Origin of the sequence: Lysinibacillus composti (genome assembly GCF_016908465.1) — a bacterium.
Taxonomy (GTDB): Bacteria; Bacillota; Bacilli; order Bacillales_A; family Planococcaceae; genus Ureibacillus; species Ureibacillus composti_A.
On record NZ_JAFBDY010000023.1, the window covers coordinates 1 to 25,510 of the forward strand.

Annotated in this window: 21 protein-coding genes and 1 pseudogene; 17 read left to right on the plus strand and 5 right to left on the minus strand. The window is 30.9% G+C overall.

The genetic code is table 11. From position 1 onward, the window contains the following. Positions 1–329: 329 nt before the first annotated feature. The 10 genes from JOD29_RS16790 to JOD29_RS16840 all read left to right on the plus strand — a co-directional run bounded on the left by JOD29_RS16790 (position 330) and on the right by JOD29_RS16840 (position 9,554). Positions 330–779: an SHOCT domain-containing protein gene (locus tag JOD29_RS16790; protein WP_124766709.1), complete on the plus strand. Its 450-nt coding sequence runs from the start codon at positions 330–332 to the stop codon at positions 777–779. Between the two features lie 253 nt (positions 780–1,032). Beyond that, complete coding sequence (locus JOD29_RS16795; RefSeq protein WP_124766708.1) at positions 1,033–1,635, plus strand: hypothetical protein; 603 nt, start codon at positions 1,033–1,035, stop codon at positions 1,633–1,635. 584 nt (positions 1,636–2,219) lie between these two features. Continuing rightward, on the plus strand, positions 2,220–3,518 hold the full coding sequence (locus JOD29_RS16800; RefSeq protein ID WP_124766707.1) for a DUF262 domain-containing protein: 1,299 nt from the start codon (positions 2,220–2,222) through the stop codon (positions 3,516–3,518). 3 nt (positions 3,519–3,521) lie between these two features. Beyond that, on the plus strand, positions 3,522–5,303 hold the full coding sequence (locus JOD29_RS16805; protein WP_124766706.1) for a DUF262 domain-containing protein: 1,782 nt from the start codon (positions 3,522–3,524) through the stop codon (positions 5,301–5,303). A gap of 312 nt (positions 5,304–5,615) precedes the next feature. Further along, positions 5,616–5,906: a hypothetical protein gene (locus tag JOD29_RS16810; protein ID WP_124766705.1), complete on the plus strand. Its 291-nt coding sequence runs from the start codon at positions 5,616–5,618 to the stop codon at positions 5,904–5,906. Positions 5,907–5,943: 37 nt separating this feature from the next. Then, the gene (locus JOD29_RS16815; protein ID WP_124766704.1) at positions 5,944–6,513 is read left to right on the plus strand and encodes a recombinase family protein; all 570 of its coding nucleotides are present in this window, start codon (positions 5,944–5,946) and stop codon (positions 6,511–6,513) included. Positions 6,514–6,698: 185 nt separating this feature from the next. Next, positions 6,699–6,959 carry a hypothetical protein gene (locus tag JOD29_RS16820; RefSeq protein WP_124766703.1) on the plus strand — a complete coding sequence of 87 codons (261 nt, stop codon included), beginning with the start codon at positions 6,699–6,701 and terminating at the stop codon, positions 6,957–6,959. A 354-nt stretch (positions 6,960–7,313) separates the two neighbouring features. Continuing rightward, positions 7,314–8,402, plus strand: coding sequence for an OmpL47-type beta-barrel domain-containing protein (locus JOD29_RS16825; RefSeq protein ID WP_124766702.1), 1,089 nt, complete (start codon positions 7,314–7,316; stop codon positions 8,400–8,402). 590 nt (positions 8,403–8,992) lie between these two features. Further along, positions 8,993–9,223 carry a DUF4181 domain-containing protein gene (locus tag JOD29_RS20820; RefSeq protein ID WP_205101720.1) on the plus strand — a complete coding sequence of 77 codons (231 nt, stop codon included), beginning with the start codon at positions 8,993–8,995 and terminating at the stop codon, positions 9,221–9,223. 40 nt (positions 9,224–9,263) lie between these two features. Beyond that, entirely contained in the window at positions 9,264–9,554 is a 291-nt protein-coding gene (locus JOD29_RS16840) for a recombinase (protein ID WP_124766700.1), read from the plus strand. A gap of 29 nt (positions 9,555–9,583) precedes the next feature. Here JOD29_RS16840 and JOD29_RS16845 read toward each other — a convergent pair whose 3' ends face one another. Further along, positions 9,584–12,421, minus strand: a complete 2,838-nt coding sequence (locus tag JOD29_RS16845; protein WP_124766699.1) for a nuclease domain-containing protein — start codon at positions 12,419–12,421, stop codon at positions 9,584–9,586. Positions 12,422–12,427: 6 nt separating this feature from the next. Continuing rightward, positions 12,428–14,266: an AAA family ATPase gene (locus JOD29_RS20755; RefSeq protein WP_124766698.1), complete on the minus strand. Its 1,839-nt coding sequence runs from the start codon at positions 14,264–14,266 to the stop codon at positions 12,428–12,430. A 286-nt stretch (positions 14,267–14,552) separates the two neighbouring features. On the opposite strand from JOD29_RS20755, the gene JOD29_RS16855 reads away from it, so the two are divergent. The 7 genes and pseudogenes from JOD29_RS16855 (at position 14,553) to JOD29_RS16870 (ending at position 18,093) form a co-directional block, all read left to right on the plus strand. Then, positions 14,553–15,005 carry an HNH endonuclease gene (locus tag JOD29_RS16855; protein ID WP_124766697.1) on the plus strand — a complete coding sequence of 151 codons (453 nt, stop codon included), beginning with the start codon at positions 14,553–14,555 and terminating at the stop codon, positions 15,003–15,005. Between the two features lie 158 nt (positions 15,006–15,163). Next, a complete protein-coding gene (locus tag JOD29_RS20490; protein WP_239585771.1) occupies positions 15,164–16,342 on the plus strand; it encodes an HNH endonuclease in 1,179 nt (392 codons plus the stop codon). A 125-nt stretch (positions 16,343–16,467) separates the two neighbouring features. After that, positions 16,468–16,671, plus strand: a complete 204-nt coding sequence (locus JOD29_RS16865) for a hypothetical protein (protein WP_205101721.1) — start codon at positions 16,468–16,470, stop codon at positions 16,669–16,671. A gap of 21 nt (positions 16,672–16,692) precedes the next feature. Then, positions 16,693–16,839 (plus strand): annotated as a pseudogene (locus JOD29_RS20825) (hypothetical protein); the annotation flags it as partial. Positions 16,840–16,870: 31 nt separating this feature from the next. Next, positions 16,871–16,999 carry a hypothetical protein gene (locus tag JOD29_RS20660; protein WP_275579661.1) on the plus strand — a complete coding sequence of 43 codons (129 nt, stop codon included), beginning with the start codon at positions 16,871–16,873 and terminating at the stop codon, positions 16,997–16,999. A 32-nt stretch (positions 17,000–17,031) separates the two neighbouring features. Then, complete coding sequence (locus JOD29_RS20665) at positions 17,032–17,163, plus strand: hypothetical protein (protein ID WP_275579662.1); 132 nt, start codon at positions 17,032–17,034, stop codon at positions 17,161–17,163. A 330-nt stretch (positions 17,164–17,493) separates the two neighbouring features. Further along, positions 17,494–18,093, plus strand: coding sequence for a hypothetical protein (locus JOD29_RS16870; protein WP_124766696.1), 600 nt, complete (start codon positions 17,494–17,496; stop codon positions 18,091–18,093). A gap of 16 nt (positions 18,094–18,109) precedes the next feature. Here the strand turns inward: JOD29_RS16870 and JOD29_RS16875 are convergent, their stop codons facing one another. From JOD29_RS16875 to JOD29_RS16885, 3 genes are all read right to left on the minus strand, one after another. After that, positions 18,110–18,667 (minus strand): recombinase family protein, encoded by a 558-nt coding sequence (locus JOD29_RS16875; protein WP_124766695.1) that lies wholly within the window; start codon positions 18,665–18,667, stop codon positions 18,110–18,112. Positions 18,668–19,017: 350 nt separating this feature from the next. Beyond that, a complete protein-coding gene (locus tag JOD29_RS16880) occupies positions 19,018–22,137 on the minus strand; it encodes a helicase-related protein (RefSeq protein WP_124766694.1) in 3,120 nt (1,039 codons plus the stop codon). 18 nt (positions 22,138–22,155) lie between these two features. Further along, a complete protein-coding gene (locus JOD29_RS16885; RefSeq protein WP_124766693.1) occupies positions 22,156–25,254 on the minus strand; it encodes an Eco57I restriction-modification methylase domain-containing protein in 3,099 nt (1,032 codons plus the stop codon). Between the last annotated feature and the right edge of the window lie 256 nt (positions 25,255–25,510).

The window sequence follows — 25,510 nt, forward strand, 5'->3', positions numbered from 1 at the left end:
GGCGCTACGTTCTACCCCGACTACCGTTATAATAAGACCATATAGAAAAAGGTCAACCAGAAAAATCTGGCTAACCTTATATTACGAACGGGCGCGTTTCTGAAATAAGAAAGGCGTTTTTCTTCATGAAAAGGGCCATTATTTTGAATATCCGCTTAATAAAAAATGATCATTTATGTTAATTTATTGAGAGTATAAATGAATTGCGTCAAAAAGATTGTGATTAATACAAGCATACTAACTTACGAGTTAATACTTTAATATTTAACATATCACAAATAAAAATTGCGATATAATATATGTATAGCACGATTGAAAGAAGGGACTTTATGAAACAATATATATTTACTAAGGCAGGTAATGGAAAAGTTATTGTTACTCTATCTGAAAGTTATATGGATATTAAACGTAGTGGTATTATGAATAAAGTAATTCGAGCAAAAGAATACAGACTTATACACTATAAAGATATACTTGAATTAAAGTGGAAAAAAAGTATGGGATTACTTATAAATGGATCTATAGAGTTAGTTTTTGATAGAAATAAAAAAAGTAATGATAATCTTGACAATATAATTTACTTTGCGACAAAAAATGAAATAAAAATGGCCACTGAAATAAAAGAATTTTTAGAGAAAAAGGTATCAGAAAATCAGAATAGAACTGCTGATGCTGCTATTAGATACTTTGACGAATTAAAAAAATTAAAAGAACTATATGATTTAAAAATTATTAGTAAAGAAGAGTACGAAGAAAAGAAAAGTATTTATCTAAAATAATATTAGTTTTATTAATATAATACATATTAATTTTGGTAAAGGAGTATTCCTTATCTAACTAACGGGCGCTATTCGTGAGGAATTGGCGCTTTTTTTCATTTAGTTAAAAAGTGTTTCTTAAGGGCCAGGTGGAGAAATCTTAATTCCAATTGTATATTTATGTTAAAATATAAAAATATTGTAAAGTAGTCCACTTTAAATAACGCAGTTGGTTAGTAGAATAAGGAAAAGAGCAACTAGGGGAGATATATAAATGAAAAGAACACTTGCAATACTAGCATCAGCTCTGTTGTTACTTATTATAAGTGCTTGTGATGATAGTAATTCGAATTCAAATACAATTTCTGTTTCCGAATTAACAGACAGAGAAAATGCAATACTTTCGAGTAGTTCAGACAAATCATTAGTATTTGATTTCAATATAAACAAAGAATACAAAGAAGTAACTGTATGGATAGAAAAATATGAATTCGGAAATTTGGTTAAGGATAAATTAAGCGAACTAACGATGCAGGTAGAGGGAGATGGCTCTATTATCCTCACAACTCCTAAAACAAATTATAGCCAAAATCAACCTATATTTAATACTGCAATTAGCAGTAAGGAAGGCGTTAGTACCAGAAGTGCCTTTGATCCAAACTCAGATGATTTGGATGATATGTCAATTGTGTGGGGACCCTTTCCAACAGAGAACACTATTATTGAAGGAGAAGTAGTATTAGGAAGTATTTGTTATTCGAATGAAGGAAGAATGAATTCGCTTACCGCCGATTTTTATCAAGATGTTGAAGGACATATTAATGAGTTGGAAAAATACGACGTTGTATATCTTTTTAAAGCAGATTTTATTAAGTAAAAGTTTATATGAATTTTATTCCACAATAGGGCGCAATTCTTTAATAAAGAATGCGTCTTTTCTCATTAAAGGTCCAATTAATTGAATAAGATTTCAAAGGATTTATTTGCGGATACTTCTTTTGCTATTTGAGCTTGCTTAACTTTTTGTGCTTGAACTTCTTTAGTAGATGGTCCACTTTTCTTTATAGTGATCGTAAATCGTATTCTGTGAGAAAAACTAAAGGGTATTCGGAGAGATAGTTACATAAAAGGATGAAATATGTAATGTTCTAGTTTAAAAGATAGTTGGTTCATTTAACAGGGTTTATATATTACATAAAATTATTACACAAATTAGTACATTAAAGGATGACACGTAATAATGAGTGGTTTTTATTTCTCAATTATCTCATAAACGGAGGGGGAAATTGCAAAACCTGTATTATGTTATATATTAAAGCATGATAGTGTTTCCTATCCTCAAGCTCTTCCCAGCATTATGGAAGCTATTTGGACTAGAACTGAAGATGAGCATTCTAGGGAAAAAGAGTTTGTGGGTGGTATAATTTAAATAATGTCAAGTTTTGTCAGGGGGATTTAAGGATGGCTCTACTTCAAAACGAATTAAAAATAACAAAGATTCATAAATTACTTGGAATGAAATTGGCCTTACCATCATATCAACGTCCGTATAGATGGAGTGTAAAGTCTACAAATACGCTTTTTCTTGATACTTATAATGCATATCAAGAAGGAATAGAAGAATACAGAATTGGGTCTGTTATTTTACATAAGGAAGATGAAATATACAACGTTGTGGATGGCCAACAACGACTGACAACACTTTCGATTCTTCTATACTGTTTAGGTGAAGAGGATCAGGGGCTATTACGAGAAAAATATAATCAACTATCTAATGATGTAATAGTGATTAATTTTGAAATTTTATCTAAGAGGATAAGTGAACTTTCGGAAGATGAGCAAAGCAAATACAAACAATATTTACTAGAGCATTGTAGTGCAGTTCAAATTGTTACGGACAGCGAGCAAGAGGCTTTTCAATTCTTTGATTCGCAAAATTCTCGTGGCAAAGAGTTAGACCCACATGATTTATTAAAGTCATATCATTTACGTGAGATGGATAATGAAGACGAACAGCAGAAAGTAAGAATTATCAACGATTGGGAAAATGCGAACCAGGATGATTTAAATGTCTTATTTAAAAGTTATCTGTTCCCGTTGACGCAATGGTATAAAGGAAAGAATGGTTTGGGCTATTCTGCAAATAACATTGATGTATTCAAAGGGATTAAAGCCGCAAATGTATTTAATTATGCTATTTATCATAAAGCAAGTAACCTTTTCTTAGAACAGTTTAATGCAAATGGAAACAATGAACTACTTACATCTAAAGCATTAAATCAATTTCAATTAACACAGCCACTAATAGCAGGAAGACGGTTTTTCCATTATACCCTTCACTATGGAAAGCAACTTGAGCAAATACAAAATTTAATAAATAAGGTTCATACGAAAGAACAAATTCCGAGTAGACGCTCTGGAGATCTTTACATTAAACAGTTATATGAATGTGCGTTATTGTTTTTTGCTGATCGCTTTGGTATTGAAAGCCTATCAAAAGGTGTGATGCACCAATTATATTCATGGAGCTATTCTTTGCGACTTACTATGCATGCTGTGTATCCTCAGACAATCAATAAGTATGCACGAGGAAAACATGAACGGTTGAACAAAGATTTGGATTTGTTCTCAGAAATTAGTGATATGAACCATGCTGAGGAGTTAAAGCTCATTGTTTTGGAGCAACCAGATACTGAAAGTAATAATAAAAAGAAGTACAAAGCAGTATATGATTTACTTTGTGAATGGAATAGGTGGTAGGAGATGGATAATCATTTAAAAATCATACCGGTATCAAACATTTTTAATAATATCAGCTATGTAGTTCCAATTTATCAACGGAACTATGCTTGGGGAGAAATGCAAATTGAACAACTGATAGAAGATATTAATAGTTCAATTGACGATCTTAGTAAAAACTATTTTCTTGGAAATCTTATTGTTAATCAAACTGATAATAATGTTTATGAAGTAATAGATGGACAACAAAGGTTGACGACATTATTTCTATTAGAAAAGTATCTTGGCATGAATTTTGCGAATGATGCGTTGAGATTTGAAGCACGGAAAAAGTCAAACCGTACACTTCACATGATAAACAATAAGAACAATGGTGAATTACTGGAGGAATTAGCATCAGTTGAAATCATAGCAGGTTATCAAATGATTGAAAACTATTTTAAAAAAACGAAAGAAATCGACAAAGATGAGTTAAAGAAAAAATTAGAAAAGGTTTTTCTTGTTCGTGTACAAGTTCCGCAAGGTATAGATTTAAATCATTATTTTGAAATCATGAATACTCGGGGTGAGCAACTAGAACTTCATGAAATAGCAAAGGCAAAGTTTTTAGAAGTTTTGGATACAGAACACGATAAAAAAACTGCAGCATTGATTTGGGAAAAATGTTCTGATATGGACTCATATATCCAAATGAATTTTGATCCCAAAGTTAGAAAGGCTCTTTTTACAAAAGATTGGTCTAGCATCAAGGAGCATATTAACGATTTTAATTCAATTAGAGAATGTGTTCCGAATGATGAAGATGATAAACATTCTGTTCCTTTGATAGATATTCTAAAAAGTAAGAAGCTCCTCAATAATGGACGAAGTAAGAATGAAGGTGAGAATGAACGCTTTGAATCGACTATTTCATTCCCCAATTTTTTATTACAGGTAAATGCAGTCATTGGTAAGTTAGGTGAAGAAGATTCAACACTTGATGATAAACACTTTTTGAATAATCTATCGTGGGCTTGGAGTGATGCTGATAGAGCAAAGAACTTTTTATATCAAATGTTAAAATGCCGTGTATTGTTTGATAAATATATTTTGAAACGTGAATATGCTAAAGATTATAAAGAAACTGGAAAATGGTCGTTACAACGTTTAGAGAAATATAGTGATGTGAAAGGGGAAAAGCCCAAATATGTAGGTACTTTCGGGGATGATGATAGTCAGAATAATAAACTAATAAGAACACTGCAATCCTGCTTGCGCATAACCTACACATCACCTAAGACTATGCATTGGATTTCACTAGTCCTAACGAGGTTACTAGAGAATGAATCATGTGACATCATTGAAATTCTAGAAGATTACTGTAAAACAAAAGTTATAAAATCGAATTTTGAGAATGCTAGTGGATTTGGTTTTGAAAGAATCGTATTTACTTACCTTGATTATCTTTTATACAAGGATGGGTATTCTTACTTGGATAAGGCAATAATCCCGCCAATGAGTGATGACTGGCAATTTCAATTTAGAAGTTCGATAGAACACTTCCAACCACAGCATCTAGTTGAGGGTGTAAATTGGGAATCGGATGACCTCGATGGTTTTGGAAACCTTGCTTTAATTACAGTGTCAGGAAACTCAAGGTTTTCTAATTTGCCACCTGCAGGGAAAATCAGCTCCTACCCAAGCATTATCGAACAAAGTTTGAAACTGAAGATCATGAAAGAATTAGTCAATTTCGATGATGAAAAATGGACTGAAGAAAAAGCAAGCAAACATAAAGAAGAAATGATTAGGATATTGAAGGGTTAGTATTTACAAGTGAAAGTTAATGATATAAGAAGTAGATGGTTCATCTACAATTTTTCAAACACAAACAAGGTATAAAATATTGATATGTCTTCGAAAACTTAGACATCAATACTGTTATTTTAAGTCTGTCGGGTGTTATTTGGAAGGAAATAAATGTATTTTGTTTTCTAAAAAACCACCGTTTTATATACAAAATAAACAGCTACCAAAAATCACCGTTTTGGTAGCTGTTTTTTATTGTTTTTGTCTACAAACTCGTCTACAAATAAAACTATATAAAACGTACCATTTATAGACGTTGGAGGTGTAAAAATGGATTTTTTAGCTTTTAAAGATTCTTTATATGTAGGGTTGAAATTTCAGAAACCGAATGTGGTTAGTTCAATTTTAGAAATTAATGATGAAGGGGTTACGTATTCAATCTGTAAAAATGGACGATCAAAAAAAGTAAGATTCGATGTATTAAAAGCAGCCTTTCAAGAACTCGTTCAAAATCAATCTATTACGATTAAATGGTTTACAGAAAAGAATCCAACGCAAGCAAAAAAACATCACCTTGTAACTTCACAACAATCGGTGGTCTATTTCAGCACTTCAATTTAGCTACTTACACAAGAGGAGAATATAAGGAAGTGAAAAAATGACACGGATAATTGGATATGCACGCGTTAGTACTGAAGACCAAAATTTGGACATGCAACAAATCGCAATCGAAAAGTATGCCAAGGAAAAGAATTTGGAATTGGTGATGTACCTTGAAAAAATTAGTTCACGAAAAGACCAGCCCGAACTGCAGAACGCTTTAAAAGCAACTTCAAAAGGTGATGTGTTTGTCATTTATAAACTCGATCGCCTAGCACGTAGCACAAAAGAGTTGTATCAACTAACAGACCACCTAAAAGAAAAGGGTGTCGAGTTCGTTAGTATTCATGATAGTTTTGATACAACAACTCCAACAGGTAAAGCGATGTTCGGGATGTTGGCTGTGTTTGCAGAGTTTGAACGGGATATTATTCAGCAGCGAACAAATGCAGGACTTGAGGCTGCACGTAAGCGAGGGAAAGTTGGGGGAAGACCTGCTATTGATGATAAAACCAAGCGTCAGGTTATTGCATTATTTAAGGCTGGTGAAAGTGCGACAGATATTGCGAAAGAATATGGGATTGGGAGAGCAACAGTTTATAGGATTATGAATGAAAGTAAAGTTTAACCCTAACTAAATCAGATAGGTGACAATTTTATCCGTTATATTAAATAAATAAGACCTTAGTATAACTGAAATAGCTGATATATAGTCTCATAACTTAAAGGTTACGGACTTGAAAAAGGAATAAAGTAATATATAAGTAAATCAACAAAAATCAGCTAATTATTTAGTAGAGGGAGTGATTCATAATGTCATTAAAATACCAATGTTCCCCTGATAAAAGAAAACAAGAAGTAGTTAGTCTTTTAAATGAGTTAAATTTAGAATTTGAGTTTCTAGGAGAAAATCAAATTAAAATTTTGGGGAAGTATCTTATTTTGGGAGAGTTCCTACCAACAGGACATGTATATTTGTTTAAATACAATGATAAATGGAAAAAAAATACTCATAAATGGACTTGTGCTGGAATCCAAGCTATAACTTCATATTTAAAACAACATGCGTTGTAAAAGACTTATAGAAAAGCACAATTTCAAAGTTTGAAGCAGAGCCGACCATTCTTAATGAATTACAATCTGCTTTTCTTCAATGCATACTTTAAAGGTAAACTTTGTTAGTTATTTCCGTATTTCTTACTTTCGGATCTTGTTGTGTATAGTTAATTTGTAATAATCGCCCTGTGGAAGTCAACTGACTGCTCCAAACGCTATGAGAATGTTTTCCTTGGTGAATGAGCTAAATAGTCCTAATCAACGTGGCCTTTTAAGGGGGATTTTCCATTAAAAACATGTAGAAGTACCTTTTTACTTTTGATAGAGTAAATTAGTTACCAAATTAATATAAAACAAGGGAGAAGCAGCATCTTGAAAAAAGTCTTAGCAAGCATTTTATCAATATTATTTATTGTAACTACAGGGTTTATCGATGTCCAGGCGGAGGAAGAACGGAAACCAATTGAATTAAGTTATGAGATTTGGGATAATGACGGTCCGATAAACGAAGAATCGTTTATCGTAGACCCATATCTTCAAGAAAAGAAGAAAATTTGGCAAGGATATGATCTTCCAGAAGATCGTTATATGGTTGTAATAGTTCGAAATGAAATTAATCATCCATATTTTGAAACATATCAAGCCCGGGATAATATGTATTCATGGGACTCCCATAACAAATTTAAGACAATAGAAGAAGCCGAAGCGTGGGGGTACCGTTTGTCGGGGATTCAAGTCAAAGAATGGAATGAATACGTTCAAAAATGGGGTTATACGAATGCGGAAGGTACTGGTTATACAATGGTGTTCGTTGAGCCTAATGAATTTAAAAATATTCTCATAAAAGATAAGACAGCGCCAGTAACATCTTCTAGTAATGTTCCAGCAAATTGGACCAATAAAGACGTATATATTACATTAACAGCTTTTGATGAAGAATCAGGTATAGATAAAACAGAATACAGAATTAATGAAGGTGATTGGATTCAATATACTGGACCAATTGACTCCTTTTCCGAAGGCAAAAACCTAATTGAATACAGAAGTATTGATCGAGCCGGCAATATGGAAGAAACTAAATCTGCCGAGGTGAAAATAGACAAAACAGCACCATCATTAAATGTTTCATTTAATCAATCAGTTATAACTGACAGTAATCATAAGTTAACACCTATTAACGCTTTGATAGTAGCAGATGATAGTTTATCAGGTGTTGCGTCATATGAATTGGTATCCATTTTAAGTAATCAATCGGATAACGGAAAAGGAGATGGGAACACAGCTCAAGATATACAAGGAGCAGAGTTTGGTACCTCTGACGTAAATTTCTTACTTCGTTCTGAGAGAAGCGGTCATGGAAATCGTATTTATACCATTATTTATAAAGCAACTGACAATGCAGGAAATTCAGTTATTACTTCTCAAAATATCGTAGTAAAACATGATAATTCCATAAAGTAAATAAATTAGCAGTGATACCCTAAAGTGGTATTGCTGCTTTTCTTATTTTTATAATTTCCAACTAAACCCTTCATTTGAGAAATACTTGCATTATTAACAGGAGAGAAAAGGCGTGCTATATTGAATTCGGCATTGTGGAATGGAGAATAAATATCCCCAGCGATATGAATGTATTAGGATTCAAAGAAGAAATATCCGATGAAGATGGGGAAATTTATAATAGAGATCTTTGGTTTATCGGTGAATTAGATTAGGTATTTATATATTCCAGAATCGGGCGCCATTCTTGAGGAATTGGCGCTTTTTTGCTTTTAAAGATCATTGCGTTTAAGAGTGTTTCATTCGCGTTTAGCAAATATTTTATAAGTGGAAAGAGGTTAATATTAAAATAAAAAGAAAAGTTTATATGGAGGAGAAATGTAATATTTTGGTTCGCAATCACCATCTATTTTCTCTTAATAATTGTTTTTTGAATCTCGAAAAACTGGTAAAACGGAAATTTAATCTTCCAAAGGAAATTAAATATAATAAAAAGTTCACTAATAATCAAACTTTAATAGAAATTTTAATGTCGATTATATTTTTTATTGGTGCATTTATGTCGAGTTTTACTGTTCTTGAAAAAAGATATCTATCGTCCATTAAATCCAATCCCACTATATTTGTGGCTTTCACTATATTTTTTTGTATTGTATGGATTTAGAGGATACATGGCAAAAAGGTTTGATAAAGATTCGAGAGCATATTATATCCATTTCGCCTACTCTGTATGGTTACCCATAATCATCATAGCCTATCATACTACGAAAATTTTTCTATAACTGTTTTATTAAACAATCAGGCGCATTTCAATAATAAGGAATGCGTCTATTTTTATTTAATGCCCTTCTACAAAATAACGAGTATTTTATACAAAAGTGGGAAGAAAAGAAAAACAGCGAGAACCAACTCGAGAAATATAAAGCCAAGCAGTTTATTGAAATCATAACAAAAGCCAAACCACTTGAAAATTTTGATATGAATTTATTCTTTAAACTAGTGAAAAAGATGACGGTCTACGAAGAAGCAAAGGTGATTGTGACATTGCTGGATGGCACAGAAGTTGAGTGCCAAATTGAAAGAAAAGGCTTGGAATTATATCCAAGCCTTTGAACTAATTAATATAATGCAATCTTTTAAGATTACCATGGTATATCATCATCTAAATCGATTAATTCTGGTGGTGGTTCAAATAAAGTCGTTATTAGTGGGGGAGCTGCTTGTGTTGGTCGGCCATCTCCACAACTTGGGCATATAACGTACCATTTTCTGCGACTTTCTACTTGTAGATGGTAGTTATTCATGTGCTTTACAAGTTTATGACGATTAGAGCGACAGTGTACCTTTACCCAGAATTCATTACATTTTTTGCATGTGTAATAGTATTTTGGATATCCTCCTTGAGTTAGAAGTTGACGCTCATGTACTTCTTCAGCCTCTCCACAATTCCAACATACTTTATGCTCACCGAGATGGTATTCCATAATCAAACGGAACCAATTTTTAAAAACATAGGTTTTAGAAGGTATCATATAAATGGAACCGTACTTATGTGCCTTCTCATTACTTAAATTTGTATTAAAAAGCGTTTCATTATACATGACATGGTATGGGTTATACTTATCTTCGGCGTTTTCAGAAATTGTTATATCAGAATGTATAATACCGGATGCCAGAATTGGGGCTTGCCACTTTGAATCAATTGGCTGCATGTTTCCGTATTTATTAATTGCAATATCATTAATATCCTCTACCCACTGTTCTATTCCCTGTGAATTATAATTTCGATATTTTGCATCTAAAACACCAATTCCCATAGATCTATTATTCTTTTTAAATTTCAGAACGAAGTCTGGTGTAAGGTATTGGGTAAAGGGTAAATCAATTTTTGGCTCATAATAGAGTTCAACTTGCCAATGCTGCCAAGAAAGTGTAACAGAAAAATTTTGGAGTCCTTTTTGATTTCCAATGAGTAAGTAGTTATCTAGGCAGGAAGTTACATCCTTATAACCATCTAACCTCCAGCCCATTTCCTTAATTAGTAGGTGTAAAATTTTATAAAGAGTCCAAACTTCGAAAATATGTTCAACTTTTCCGGTACTAATCTGTCGTTGATACTGTTCTATATATAATGTTGCGGAAAGCTCATGCTTAATACGTTTGACTGCTTGCCATGCTACTCGGTAAGTTGGATTATGCAAAAATACTTGAGTTGGTCTTATTGGGAGTCGTTCATTTAAATCAAGTGTTGAAAATAAAGGTAACTCCAATAAACGCTGTGCAGTTTCTCTCAACTCATCAAATTCCTCAGCAGCACTATGAATCTCTTCTTTATATTTGGTAAGTGCTTGGAGTTTCTCGAGTTGCTTTAAACGCATAAACGCTTCTTCGCTTTGGTCTGCACCATGCATCATAACCGGTAATTCGTTATATAAAAAAGCTAGGAGAGAATCTCTATCTGCTGGAACAAGTATTTCGTTACCGTTTACGTGAATGCTAGAAATCTGCACAAAGTCAAATGTATAATCATAATAATTATCCAGTCTTGGAGTGGCGACTGCATCAATACCATTTGGTTGTGGTCGCACAAATCCACGAATATAAATAGTTCTAGGTCGATGCTCTGACTGTATTTGTGCTTCTTCACAGAAAGCTTTATATAATCTTATTTGAGACTGTACATGATTACTACCAAGTTGGATTGTACCAAAATGGCTATTTGGAATCTGTGGGATTCGGCCAAAAGGAGTCTCGATAGCATAGTTTCTGATCTTTAATTGCTGTTCACGTCTATCATACTTTAATTGTGCTCTCATTCCCTGAATTGATTGATGATGATAATAGTGATTACTATTCGTAAATATGCCATTCATCTCAAGTGTTAGTTCAATATATTGGGTATCAAGTACTCTATTTGGATTTGCAGTAAAGTTCGCTGTAGATTTAATATTCTCTCGAATACTGCTTTCTTCATCTAAGTAACGTTGCATATCCTGTGTTAACTTACTATGTATCCTGTTATATGTGTTTATATCCTCTATCTTATCAACAGAACCAAGTAATCTTTGAATTTCTAAATCACTTTTACGGAAATACATCTCACGTTCATTTTTTACATTACGTAGTAGAGACTTTGTTGTAATTTCATTTGAACCCATTGCAGTACTATATCGTATTAAATCTTCCAATAGTTGTTTTATTAGCTTATTCTCATACGTAGCGACCATAGGTATGAGCGATCGATTTCGATAATTTGGTTTTCCAGGATTCATATATTGTTCAATTTCCATACGAAGGTCAAAGCGTCCGTGACTCTGGGGCTTTTTCTTGGTTATTTGCAATTCTAGTACTGTATGTGGGTTAGCATTAATCTGTTTAATTGCAGTTGTTAGTTTTTTTAATTGTTCCTGTAGTTCCATCACAACTTTATTTGAACTAATTGCAACTTTGGCAACATTTCGGTCATCTCGTACAAAATCCTCCCGGATTCTGTATAAATCAGCGATCATCTCTTCATAATCCTCAATTGGTAAGGAGGATGGAACAAAGTGGATGGTGGCAAAATTGTTAGATAGACCATTTGCTGTATAGCTTAACTTTGCTGTTCCTGCATTTGTTAGTCCAGTTAAAATACTAGATTCTTCATAAAGAAAATAGCTCTTACGCTTCTTATTTGAGAAAAGCGTTGGTTCAAACCAAATATTCTTATCGGAATGATAAACAAAATTATGACTAGATTTTTCGTCGGGTGAAATAATAGAAACTTTTTCAACATTATTTTCCTTATCAACGAACCGAACACCAATTTGTCGTATGAAATTTTCATTTTGGCTGCGATAATGGTTTGGAATAACCCACTCTTCTTTATTTTTTTTTGCAATTTTATCGCCAATATCTATAGATTTTATCGGTAGTAGTTTTTGGTTTGGTTTTAGGCTATGGTCATACCTCACCTTGATCATGAATAACTCTACATACATACCTTATCAACTCCAATATGAGTATAAGCCAGTTTGTTCAAATCTTTGCTGCATTTTTTCGAGTTTTCTCTTACTTAATAATTCATCTTTTACATGGCGCTCAACAACTTCTATTAATCTTGTAATTAGCTGTTCATCATCTACCATTTCATGAATCCTAGGTAAAAGTTTCATTATTGTAATATCATCTGCTAGTTGCTTAGTAGAAATTCCTAAGTTTTTCGCAGCGACGTAGTATAATAAAATATGTCTTTCTACACGTTCATTATATTCGATATGCCAGTTTTTAAGTTCTTGTTGTATATCATTTATTGCTTCACGTAATTGATTAGAGATTCTTGGTGTTTCGGTTGTATTGGTTGTAAAGTACTGGGCAGAAATATCGTACTGTCCAATTTCTGAAACAGATGCTACTTTTTCATTTTCCTGACGATAAAGTGGGATGACAAAGCTACGATCAATTACTTTTGGGCTCAGAGCTTGTACAGCACCATCTACATTCATTGTTCCTATAATACGAACATTTTGTGGAATATTAAGAACTGGTGCGTATCGTTTTAAATTTTCAAATCTAGTAACCATCTCATAATGTGCTAATGAATCCATTTGAATCTTTTTTAAGGCTTCATCAATTTCTAGTGTTTCTTCTTGAGACATTCTTTGAATGAACCATTTTATTTCATTCATATTTTGTTCGTATTCAAAATCACTATATAAACGAAGCTTTCCATCTTCTAATTCCCTTATACTAAGTACGTCAGCTAAATAGTATTCGATTTGCGCAAGGTTCATTTCATCTAAACAAATAAAGTATAGATGATCCTTATTTTGCTTTGCTTCGATAAGACAATCTAAAAATGCAGAAGGTACATATAGTTTTCTAATAGGATTATAAAAGCCAAGTAAATCTTGTTTATCAGTCCAGCTTGGCTGAACCGGAATTATTTCATACTTTGCATTAATAATCGACGCGAGCTGCTTCACAATTGTTGTCTTTCCAGTACCAGAGGGACCAGACAAGATAATCATTTGCTCTGTCATTAGTGCTAGTAATAGCTGACGTAATGTTTTTTGCTCATAATGATAGCCACGAGCACTAAGTTGTGATAGTATTCCTTTTAATAATTCAGAAACTGTTTCCGGTATAACAAGAAATGATTCCTCTGTTTCTTCTAGTTGGTCTTCAGATTGTTTGTCAAATACAAAACCTAATTTTTCTAGTTTTTGCTGAAGTGAATATAGATTTTGTTTTGTTTTATCTAACCGATCCTCCTGCCTTTCCATATACAATATTTGTTTTTTGTTCTCGTCTAATTTTGAATCAAGGTTCTTTATATCATTTTCAATTTTAGTTTTTATAATATTAGCGGCATCAATAAAGCGGCTTTCTCTGTCTTTATATAGAAATGGCTTTGCTAAGGCGATAATACCTAAGTCCTCTTTGTTCATTCCGATTAAATCAAATATTTCATCAGTATCTTCAATTTGATAGACTTCATTATATGTGGTATTAAATATATTTCCTTTTTTCACCTCATTTTCAAATTCAGTGAGGGTAACCTTTGCAGCCACTAATGTACCGTCCTCATAGTTCTTTGCCTTGCCCTTTGTTCGGCAAAAAATAGATTGTGGACGGCTAAAATCACTAAAAATTTGAGATTCTAAAACTACTCCTGTATATGGATTAATCAATTGTTCAATAAAGAAAAATGGTTTTTCTTCAAAAGGATTTCTTACACGTCCAATAAGCCAGAAATCTTCTAACTGTGTCCTTTCCAATATGTATGCCTCTCTATTATCAGGCACTAATTTTGCAAACGCTTCTATTGTAATAGCTTCGATCACCGAAAAAACCTCCAATAAAACAGAATATACATTATTTTATCATAATAATAATACTATTTTCCTGTATATACCAAGAAAACTGTTACAATGGAATTAGAAAGAAAAAGATTTTTACTTTAGTTTTTCAAAAGATGACTACAACTTTTAGCAATTTTTAGAAAAGAGGTACGATATGTCAAATTATAAAAATCTTTCAAGAGGAACATCCTGCCAGTTTCTAGAGGGAATACTGGTATTTATTCTTATCAAATAAAGAATTAACGATGTACCTACTAGGCAAACGGAATTGGTTCAAAAAGATGAAGATAGCAAGAAAAACATTTATAGATTAAGAGAACAATTTGGACTTTTAGATGTTGATGAAATTCAATTTCTTGATGATAACGAATTGATTGATAGCATTAAAGAGATAGAGATAAACAATGATAAGGCGCCGACCTATAATGGGACACCGAAAGAAAAAGAGGAATTTAATGTCAATGCTAAAGGTGCGAATTTTTATCCTCGAAACTTAAATGTCTCTGTTAATGCACTTAAAATGGCAAGTTTCAGATGTGGATGTGATAATGACCATCCAACTTTTATAAAAAAGAGAGATGGAAATCCGTATACAGAGCTTCATCACTTAATTCCATTGAGCAGTCATTCTGATTTTTCGTATTCACTAGATGTTGAAGAAAATATAGTTTCCTTATGTAGTCACTGTCATAATCTTTTACATTATGGAAGAGCTATATGAGCAAAGGAAAGATTTGCTTAAACAAGCGGGTATTGAAATAACATTCTAAAAATTGTTGTCTTATTATTAAATAATATATAGCTACTGAGATTAGGTGGTAAATCTTTTTATAATATTTGTAATATGGTAATAAGTGGAGAAAGATGAGGTGCTGAAAAATGATTAAGTTTACTGACGAGCAGATAAAACTTGCTGAACAACTTTTAATTACCGTGATGAAAAAGGAACCAATTGTAGAGTATAAGGAGCTTGGGGATAGGGTTTCACCGCCAATTCACCATCGTCAGGTTCCCAGGCATATTGGAGTTATTTCAGAACTATGTTTTCAGCTTGGATTGCCATTCCTTTCAGCAAAGGTTGTAACTAAAGGAGTAAATGTGGCAGGGGAAGGGTTTTATAAACTTTATACACAGTATTTTCCCGATGCAAAGAAACTTACTTCTAAAGAAGTATTTAGTGAGGAATTGAAAAAAATTAGAGAATGTACAGAATGGTATAAGCTCGCAGATTATTTACATATTGATCTGGATTTACCAAGGCCTACTGTGAAAAGTGAAGTAACACCATCCATAAGAATATTGCCAATGAGTAGTAAAGAAGAATTTCCTGGAATGAGCATAGAAGACGTGCAAGAGGATTTCTTTTTGGGTGAACTTAAAAAGCGGAATGGCATCTTTTACTTTAGAAGAGTTGGAATGTATGCTCCCGAAGGTTCTCTAGTACTCTTTCAATTTGATAATTTGATTATCGCCTCAGCTAACCTTCATAGCATTGAAAAGTTTGATACCCCGGAAAAGGAGCAATATTATGGAGCCTATCAATTCGATATAAAAACGCTCGAAGTCTTTCAACCCATTACAGTAGCCGAAATAAATAAAATTGATGGTAATATTACTCGATTTTCACAATCAAAGCAGGAAATTAATTCTTCTTTTATTTCAGAGATTGAAGAACTTATTAAGAGAAAGCAAATGGCACTTTTAGCAGATGAATTGCCTGTGCAAGAATCTCCTAAACTTAAAGAAGGAGCAAAGAAACAGGTCCTGGTTAATTCATATGAAAGAAATTACAAAGCAAGACAACAATGTATAGACTATTATGGTTGTCACTGTTCAGTTTGCGATTTTGAGTTTGCAAAGTTTTATGGGGACGAATTTGAGGGGAAAATTCATGTTCATCATCTTAAAGCTCTTTCTGAAATAAATGAAGAATATGAAGTGGATCCAATTAATGATTTACGCCCAGTATGTCCAAACTGCCATTTAGCTCTTCACTCCAAAGTTGGGGATAAGCCTTATACAATAGAAGAGTTGAAAGAAAAAATCTACAGAAATTAATCTTTGAATTAGAGGGGTTAAGTTTATGATATCTAATGAAAAGACCGAGTAGATAGTTTAAATGTCTGAAGATAGCTATTAAATTACTTCACCAAAACGATTTTGCTAGTGCCTCATCATATTTTATGGAAGCTCATAATTTATATAAAACGAGTAATTACGAAAGTGCCATTGTAAAAGCTTGTGTTTCTTTTGAAGGTACAATGAAAATTATTTGCGATAAAATGGGATATTTACATAGTACAAGGGCAACTACTAGTTCACTTATTAACACTTTGGCAACAAATGGCTTCTTTAATGTATCAAGTGAAATTCATCTTAATGCATAAAAAAATTCATTATCCAGTGGATTACCAACAATAAGAAATCAATTAGGGTATGGTCAAATAGAAGCAAAGGAAGTTGCATCATCAACAGTTAAATACGCATTGGATTTGTGTGCAACCAATATTGTGTATTTAGTAAATTTATATGAAGAAAAGAAAGTTAAATCATAGATTGACTAACTAATAAAGGGTGAGGCAAAGAGTGAACGAGAAAGATAAACAAACAAAATGTTTGCAGGAGAAAACGGACAAGAAAAAGAAGATTAGACAAAGTTTTGATAAATTAGTAAAGCAAAATGGAAATGCATTAAAAAGGCTAAGTAAAGAATGATACAACTTATTTGGTAAGAGTGTGTATAGGTAGTGAAAGAAAATAATAAGGAAAAGGAAAATACAAAACAAGGTAAATCAGTTGGTAAGGAAGAAATTAAGAATATTTTTGAGGGTGCTGTTAAAAAGTACGGAAAAGTGCTAGATAAGTTAAGTAAAAATTAACTTAGGAATTATATATGCTACCCTTCTATACCTATTAACAAATTAGAAAAACTGGTTGGAATTTTTAAAAAGCTAAATAGCAAAATTTTAGAACAGGAAACCAAAAATAAGCAATCTGCCCCTTTATCTGTTTTAAAATAAATGAATATTTAATGATTATAAGTAACAAAGAAAGAGCCTCCTATAGATGTCTTTGCGGAGGCATAAAAGAGACTCAATCTTATTGGGCCAGGGATCTAAGTTTATCATGTGATAGTATAGAATGGAGTATATTTATCAATTGAGCAATAAAAAAAACTATTTTTATTAGTTTAAGATATGAGGGAAATGATGGTAGATAAATTTATAGAAGATTTCATTAAATATAAGAGCAAGAAGAAAACAAGGGGTTATAAATTGGTTGGAAAAAAGTTCACATTATTATTTTTCATAACTTTTGGATTACTGATTTTTTTTATAATTCGTTTTTATATGACTTGGTATAACTGTTTAATATTGCCAATAATTATTCTCTTTATTTGTATTAGATTGTTTGATAAAAAGTTAACTCGAGTATTAAATACTCATATTAAGAAAGATTATGAGAGGGATAAAGTCTACATAAGGAATTATTTAATCCAAAAGAATATCGTTAATAAAGAACAATTTCAAATCCTAGCAAAGTTAATTAAAGAAAAAGGAGAAGAAGGAATAAAACGGTTTGAATTAACACCGTATATTGCTATGTTGCTTACAGCTACTGTGTTTATTTTTAATAATAGTAATATTGAAGATTATTCCTTCTTTATGGTAATATTTATAATATTAATTTCTATTAATCCACTCTTAAACGTATGGCAAAATTTATTTCATAATTATAAATTTGAAGTAATGATAAATTTGTCTAGAAAGATTGAAGAAGTTTTTTTAGAGGAGTCTTCTCAAAAATAATAGTTTAAGTTTCAATTTACTTCAACTTTCTTTTTTTTACTTCTCGTATTATTGTACTTTTAGAGATTCCAGTTAGCTCGGCGACTTGATTATATGAGTTACTATTAAGCAGTTGTACCGCATGGTTTAACTGTTTTTTTGTATACTTTGGAGGTCGGCCTTCTTTAAAGCCAGGTTGTTGTTTTGCAATTGCTTTTCCTTCTTGTGTACGCTCAACAATCATATCTCGTTCAAATTCAGCAAATGCGAAAAAAATATTCCTTACGAGTTTAGATGCTGGTGTGTTATCTAGTAATCCCATATTAAGAATATGGACTGCTATCCCTCTGTCAATTAACTCTCTCACAAGCTCACTACCTTTAGTAGCGGATCGTGCGAAACGATCTAATTTAGTTACAACTAAAGTATCTCCAACCTCTAACTTTCTTAATAACGTATTAAATTGGGGACGATTTGTTTGAGTTCCTGTAAAATGCTCACTGTAGATTTCATCACAACCAGCTGCTTTTAAGTTTTGGATTTGGGTTTCAAGATCTTGTCCAGCTGTTGAAACTCTAGCATAACCATATTTCAAAAAGTTTACCCCCTAAATGAAAATATAATTTTGATTATAAGTTATGACACCGTTTGATATATTGATTTTATCATAATTTACAAATGGTATCAAAACTTATAAGTTATGGGAATTGGTGACGATATCAAGTATTCAGAGAATCTCAAATAGAAGGTTATGAGAAAATGGGAGAGCATTTTAATGGTTTCACACGAGGAGAAAACCACACTTATCAGCAGCGTAAAAAATTCTAAATCGATTATCCATAATGACATCTACTAAATAGAGGTGTGAAAAGGAAAATACAGGGGAGAAATAGGTGGTAAATTTAAAATGGAAAAGTGTCCCGTTAGAACGGGACATTTTTTTATTTAGATAAATAATTCGTAACATATTAGTCTCACTTCACTATTTTTGTTTAAATCGGTAACATTTTCTTCAATATCAATATATTCTAATATTTCGTCTAATTTATTAATTAGTTCTTCATCTGAGAGTAAAGAAATTTCAATGGTCTTTAACTTGCTAATTGTTCCTTTATGCAGTGGATTTTTTAATTTTTTTCTTATTTTCCGCTGCTCACGGGTTATTCTAGTTCTAAATTTCGTTTTTGAAAAAATCTTCTCTAATCTTTCGGCAATATCTTTTTGGACTTTATCAATTTCCGAAGATGTAACCTGAATTTGAGCAATATCATTTACTTGATCTGCTACATATTTTTTACCAATTTCCAATAAAAGATTTACATTATAATCAGTTTCTCTTTTAATTGGTTTGTTGGACAAATAATTTCCGCTAGAAATGATTTTATATATTTCAGCCTTACTTGTTTTCATTTCCTTTAAATTTATATCATAAAATAACCAGTAGCTTTCGTTAGACACTTTAAAATACATAAATATTCCTTTATATAACTCTGATTTTTTTATTGAAAAAATACCGTCTGGAAAATTAGAGACCAACTTTTTATTCTCATCATTATTAAAAATTAATTCTTTATAATCCTCATAAATATACTCGTCTGAAGGTACAATTTCTTCTCTATCAAGTTCAAGTTCATCTAATAAAGATTGATCTTCACTATTTATTCTTAAAATTTGATCATGATCTTTTTCATTAAATACTTTATCAATCAGAATTTCATCATCTGATATAATTCGACTCTCATTTCCAATAGTTTCATTAATATATTTTATTTTTTCAGATAGTCTTTTTGTTAATTTTAAAATTGAGTCTAATTTATCATCTGGAATAAAATTATAGATATATATATTGTTATGCTCAGTAGTGATACGGTCAATTCTACCTTCTCGTTGAATTATTCTAACTGGATTCCATGTTAAATCATAATTAATGATTGTATTACAATCTTGTAAATTCTGACCTTCTGATAAAATATCAGTAGATACTAAAATATTTATTTCGGGTTTTTCTGGGTCAAATAGTTCTGGATTTGCAATTGGAGCAAATTGAGCAACTACTTTTTCTTTTTTATTATTTTGATTGTTTTTGCTATCAATTTCACTTACTATACCAAAATTATTATCAAGGAGATGTTTATAAATATAACGTGCAGTATCTTTGAATTGAGTGAATATAAGCAGTTTTTGTTTCTTATTTTTACGATATTCGAGTTTTATATGATTAATTAATGTTTGAAGTTTAACATCACTTTCATGATCAATATCTGCAATCATTTCTATAATTTTATTAAGATTTTCTTTATCAGCTTCAATTTTCAATAATAAATCTTCAATATTTCCTTGATAATCTGATAAATTGATTTTTGTTACATTGTCTAAAATATCAAAGCTGTCCGAATCTAAATCATCCATTACATCCTTTTTTGTAACAAGGAAACCTTCCGAAATCGCTGAAAGGAGTAAATTACAATATCGTATTTGTTTCATTATAGAATTTCTGAATGCTTCAACCGAGCTTTCGAATCTTTTTAATAACATTGTTTTAACAAGAGCATTGTTGTTGAATTGATGCTTTTTTGAAATCGAATCTTCACTTATTATTGGTAAATTTAGGTATTCAATTGTATTTGCTATCTCAGTGAAAATATTTTCTCCATATAAATCAGAGATACTATAGCTGATCTTCTTCAAATGCCTTGAAGGAAACCTAATTTCTTTTCCATTAACATATAAAGTTTTTTCCTTGTTTCCGTATTTCCTTCTAATGAAAGTCCTACTTCTTCTAATCATAACTTCATTTAAAATATTTGAAACTTGATCTTTCTTTTCCTCGTAATTATTAAAGATGTCTTTTAATTTTGCTATTCCAAACTTATTCTTAAAATCATCATCTTTTAAAAACAATGTGAGAATATTATATAAATCATATATTGAATTATTTACAGGGGTAGCTGTTAATTGAACTACTTTTTTGTCCATAGTTACTTGAATTAATTCTTTATATCTATTTGCATTATCGTTACGGAAATTGTGAGCTTCATCTATAATTATATTTTCAACATTTTGAACTTTATCAAAAGGAATTCCATCCTTGCCAATTGCTTCCTGAGTTAGTAATTCAATTGATATATTTAATTCATTTGCTTGATGTTCCCACATTGTTTTTAATGAAGCAGGACAAATAATTAATGTTGTCATTTCGTGTAATGAAAAATACCTTAAAAGCCCTTTGGCAACATATGTTTTCCCTAATCCAACACTGTCTGCAATAATTACACCATTATATTTTTCTAAAATCTGTATTGCTTTTCTTACAGCAAAAGCTTGAAATTCAGTTAAATCGTCGAGGTTTAAAGACTGTATTTCTTCAAAGGTAGGGTCATCTTTTAAATATTCAAAAAGTGTTTTTAGTAAAATATCAAACGGAGAAAACTCTAATTTTTCAACTTGTATATTATTATCAATAATATTAAGCAATTGTTCATTAAAATCTTCTGCTTCATTCCAAATTCCATTAAACCAATTTTTTACTTCCTTTATAGCAGAAGGTTGACGTAGTACAGCATTTAGTTCCGTATTCATTTTAGTTGCATCATGGTCACCTAAACCGCTTTTTGTAAAATTGCTAGAGCCAACTATTGCATATTGTTCTTTAATATCTCCGTTATTATATGAAACGTCAAAAATGTATGCTTTAGAATGGAATTTATCTTTAACAAAAATTTTAAAATTTACTTTTCCATCTCGAATCAATTCGGATAATTCATAAATTTCTTGTTTTTGATTATCGTCTAAATATGATATGTCTTTTTCCATTGATCGAAGTATTAAATTTTTCTTTAAATCATAACCAGACGAAATTTCACTTGCAGTCATAGCATTTGTTTCGTTTCCTATTACTATATTAATAGAACAGTTTTCATTGATGTTTTCTTTAACTAAGTTAAAACCATTAAGGTAGAAATAGCCAGCAGCTATATCTACCTTATCAGCATATTTTATTAACTTATTAATTGTATCTTTTAACAAACTTGTTCTATTATCAATTATTTCTGGTATTTCAGGCATCGCTACCTCACTCCAATTCTAATCAATAATACTTAATAATGTGTGTATATCATCATTTGATAACCCATAAATTTCAAATACTAATCGATCAATTTCGAGTTGTACTTCTTCTATTTCTTTTTCAATACCTTGCTCACTCAATAATCTGAAAATGGTATGAACTATTGTTTCCATTTGATAAGTTTGTTCTTTATTTCCTAATTTTATTGGTAACGCCCTGACGTCAGTAACCAGTATTTTAGGAAAAAGTCCTTTTTTGGCTTTTGGAGAAGTTCCATAGTTGTAAATAGCAAATAATTTAGAGTTCAATAAGCCCAAGATATAAAATAGTGATACCTTACTTTGTTCTTTTTGAATAATATTTATTATGCTAGGAGTATTATAATATTCGTCCTCTGTGTATCCCGCATTAAGTCTACCTGTTTGTTTATTAACAATTTCTCGTACTAAAACTCTTGGTCCTGTAAAATACTTTCGTTCTCTTGGTGCACCTAACCAATCACCATAACTAATCCAAACCTTTTCATTCCACTTTACTACGTATCTTTTTACATCTTCACCCTTTAATTCAGGTTTATACGTCTCATCTTTTGGATAATTGGAATGCCAAATTCTATTTTTTATTGTTTCGGGTGAGTGACCTTTATATTTATCATAAGCAATTAATCCTTGACTCACATCAAAATAATTTTCAAGTGGTTTCCCCTTTGAAGCAATTTTCTTAATAAGCTGCTCCTGTTCTTCTGTAAATCTCATCATATATAACCACGTTTTATCGTTTTTGAGAAGGTCCTTAATAGGTTTTTTATTTTTGTAGTAGAACCCCTCATATTCTGAATCAAAATTATAATATTTTAAATCGTAATTGTTCATTGTGTTCTTTATTCCATATTTAATTACAGTTCTTACTTTTGCCTTTTTGAAAACATCTACTTCAGTTAAATCAAAGATGCTATCTAATATTGACTCTGTAATAATTTCATTTCTAAAATTTTTGGCATAAACATTAAATAGGAAAGTATTTGTAGTAATATAGCTAATAATTCCGTTTGGTTTTATTAGTTCTAGTCCTCTTAAATAAAAGTATTGTGATGATTCATAATCAGCTACATTGGGATATTTACTTTTAAGAAATGTTTTTTCATATTCATTAAATTCAGCCCCATAGGGTGGATTCCCAATAATAATATCAAAACCCTGATTTTCAAATATTTCAGGGAAATTTATTTTCCAAGAGAATAATTCTCTACTATTTAAACTTTCTGGAATCCTCTTTTTATCCGATATAAAAGAGTGAAGCAAATCACTTTCTAATTCTTTAATAGAATTTTTAATTTCATGTTTATTAACTGTAGCATGAAAGTAATCATTTTTTTTAGAAATTATTTCGTCAATTATTGAATGCAATTTACTTGTCTTTTCAAATAATGAGATTTGTCCATAACCTAATTTGTTAAATTCCTCATCAAAATCTATTCCATCAATTGAGGGGAATAAACTATTACCTTGAATAATTTTATATGCTAGGTTTGGTAGCGGCCTAATTTCTTCAATTGAATTAGCATTATGTTCAACGGAAAGTGATAGCCAAAGCCGTAATTGAGCGATATCTATTGCTCCTTCTTCTCGGTCAACACCATATAAATTTTCTTTAATAATTTCTTTTTTACTATCAAAGATATTAATTCTAGAAGCCATTGAATGTAATGAGATTTTCCTTTTAATTTCTACTAATATATGAAGCATCCCTAAAATGAAAGCACCTGAACCCACGGCTGGATCACATATTTTTAATTGATTAAGTTCGTTTAAGACTTTGGTTGCTTCATTCATGGTTAATTTATAAACCGAGCAATCTTTTATCTCGGTATTTTGATTATCAATAATCACTTTCTTTTGTTTTGAATATAAGTTTTCATCCTCTAGGTGAAGAATTAAATATTCAAATTTGTTGTAAAGAGAGGTTTCGAATTTATTACTAAAATACTTTATTAATGAAGTCTTACATATTTCATTAATTATATTTCTTGGAGTGTAAAAGCTACCTGTATTCGAACGTTCCTCTTCTATAATCATATTTTCAAAAATCCTACCTAGTAATTCTGGATCAACAGCAATGTCGGTATCGTAACCAAGATCTTCTCTTACAGTAAAGTTATATTTATTTAAAAGGTTTTCGAATATACTCTGAAAAACTTCATTGTTAATATGGATATTTTTGTTGACCTCGTAATATGGATTTGCCTCAAATAATCCACCATTTAAATATGGGATTCCATGAAAGCTTTCAATAATCTCAATATCATCTAAAACTGGCTCATAATTTTCATATAGACTTTTTGCTTGTTTAGATCTTTTATTTTTAGTAAATAAATTTTCTTCAAATGGAGTATTTAAACATTCAAAAAAGAGAGGTTTTAAAATATCTTGAAAATAATTTTTATCATTTAATAAGCAATATTGAAATCTGTCGTATAGATAATTTTTTACTCCATTAAGCCAACCTTTTTGCTGAATAAAGTATAAGAAAATTAATCTACTAAGAATAAGTAGTGCATAATTTTTTTTGTCTTTATTTGATTCTAGTCCTTTAATATTCTCAGTAAAGTAATCAATTTGAACTTTAAATTCCTCAAAAAATTTGTCTGTTACGCGTTCGATATCAAACGCATCTTTATGAACTTTTGCTATATCTAGATCATCGATGATTTCTTTTCCACTTAGTTTTATTTCAGATAATATTCTAATATCAGTAGCAGTTAACCTATTTTTTTCTATTCTTAATCGTCTAATCTTAATTTTCCCATCATTATCTCTATGGTAATGTAAAAAAACTGTATTACTATAATCGAGTGTAGTAAATATTAGTAAATTATAATCAAAAGGATTTCTACGATACAACCGATTAGCTATTGTATTCATGAATTCAGTTTTTAGCTTATCGATTTCAAATATCCATATTTTGAAATCATCAGTATTACTAATTAAATGTGCGTTTTGTAGCCAATCGTAAGTGAAATCAAGTTTTGTTTTATCAAATGCAAAAATAGGATTATTTTCATAACCAATTTTTGAAAAGTATTTTTGTATATTTTCTTTACTTTGCAAATTGATCATATGTCTTCCTCCAAAACCTTAATAATATTAAATATAACATATATATAATTTTATCCTTTATTAATAAACATAAAACAATTCTTCATTAGTAATAAAATAATAAAATCCATTAACTTGTCAGATTCAGTCTTTAGGAAGGTTTTGGGGTGTAAACCGTAAATAGGTATGGATTCATGAAACTTTAAAGGGTTATTTATACTGCATTATCAACAAAACAATAGATTTCCAAAGCTATTACAATTATGGTTCCTTTTTT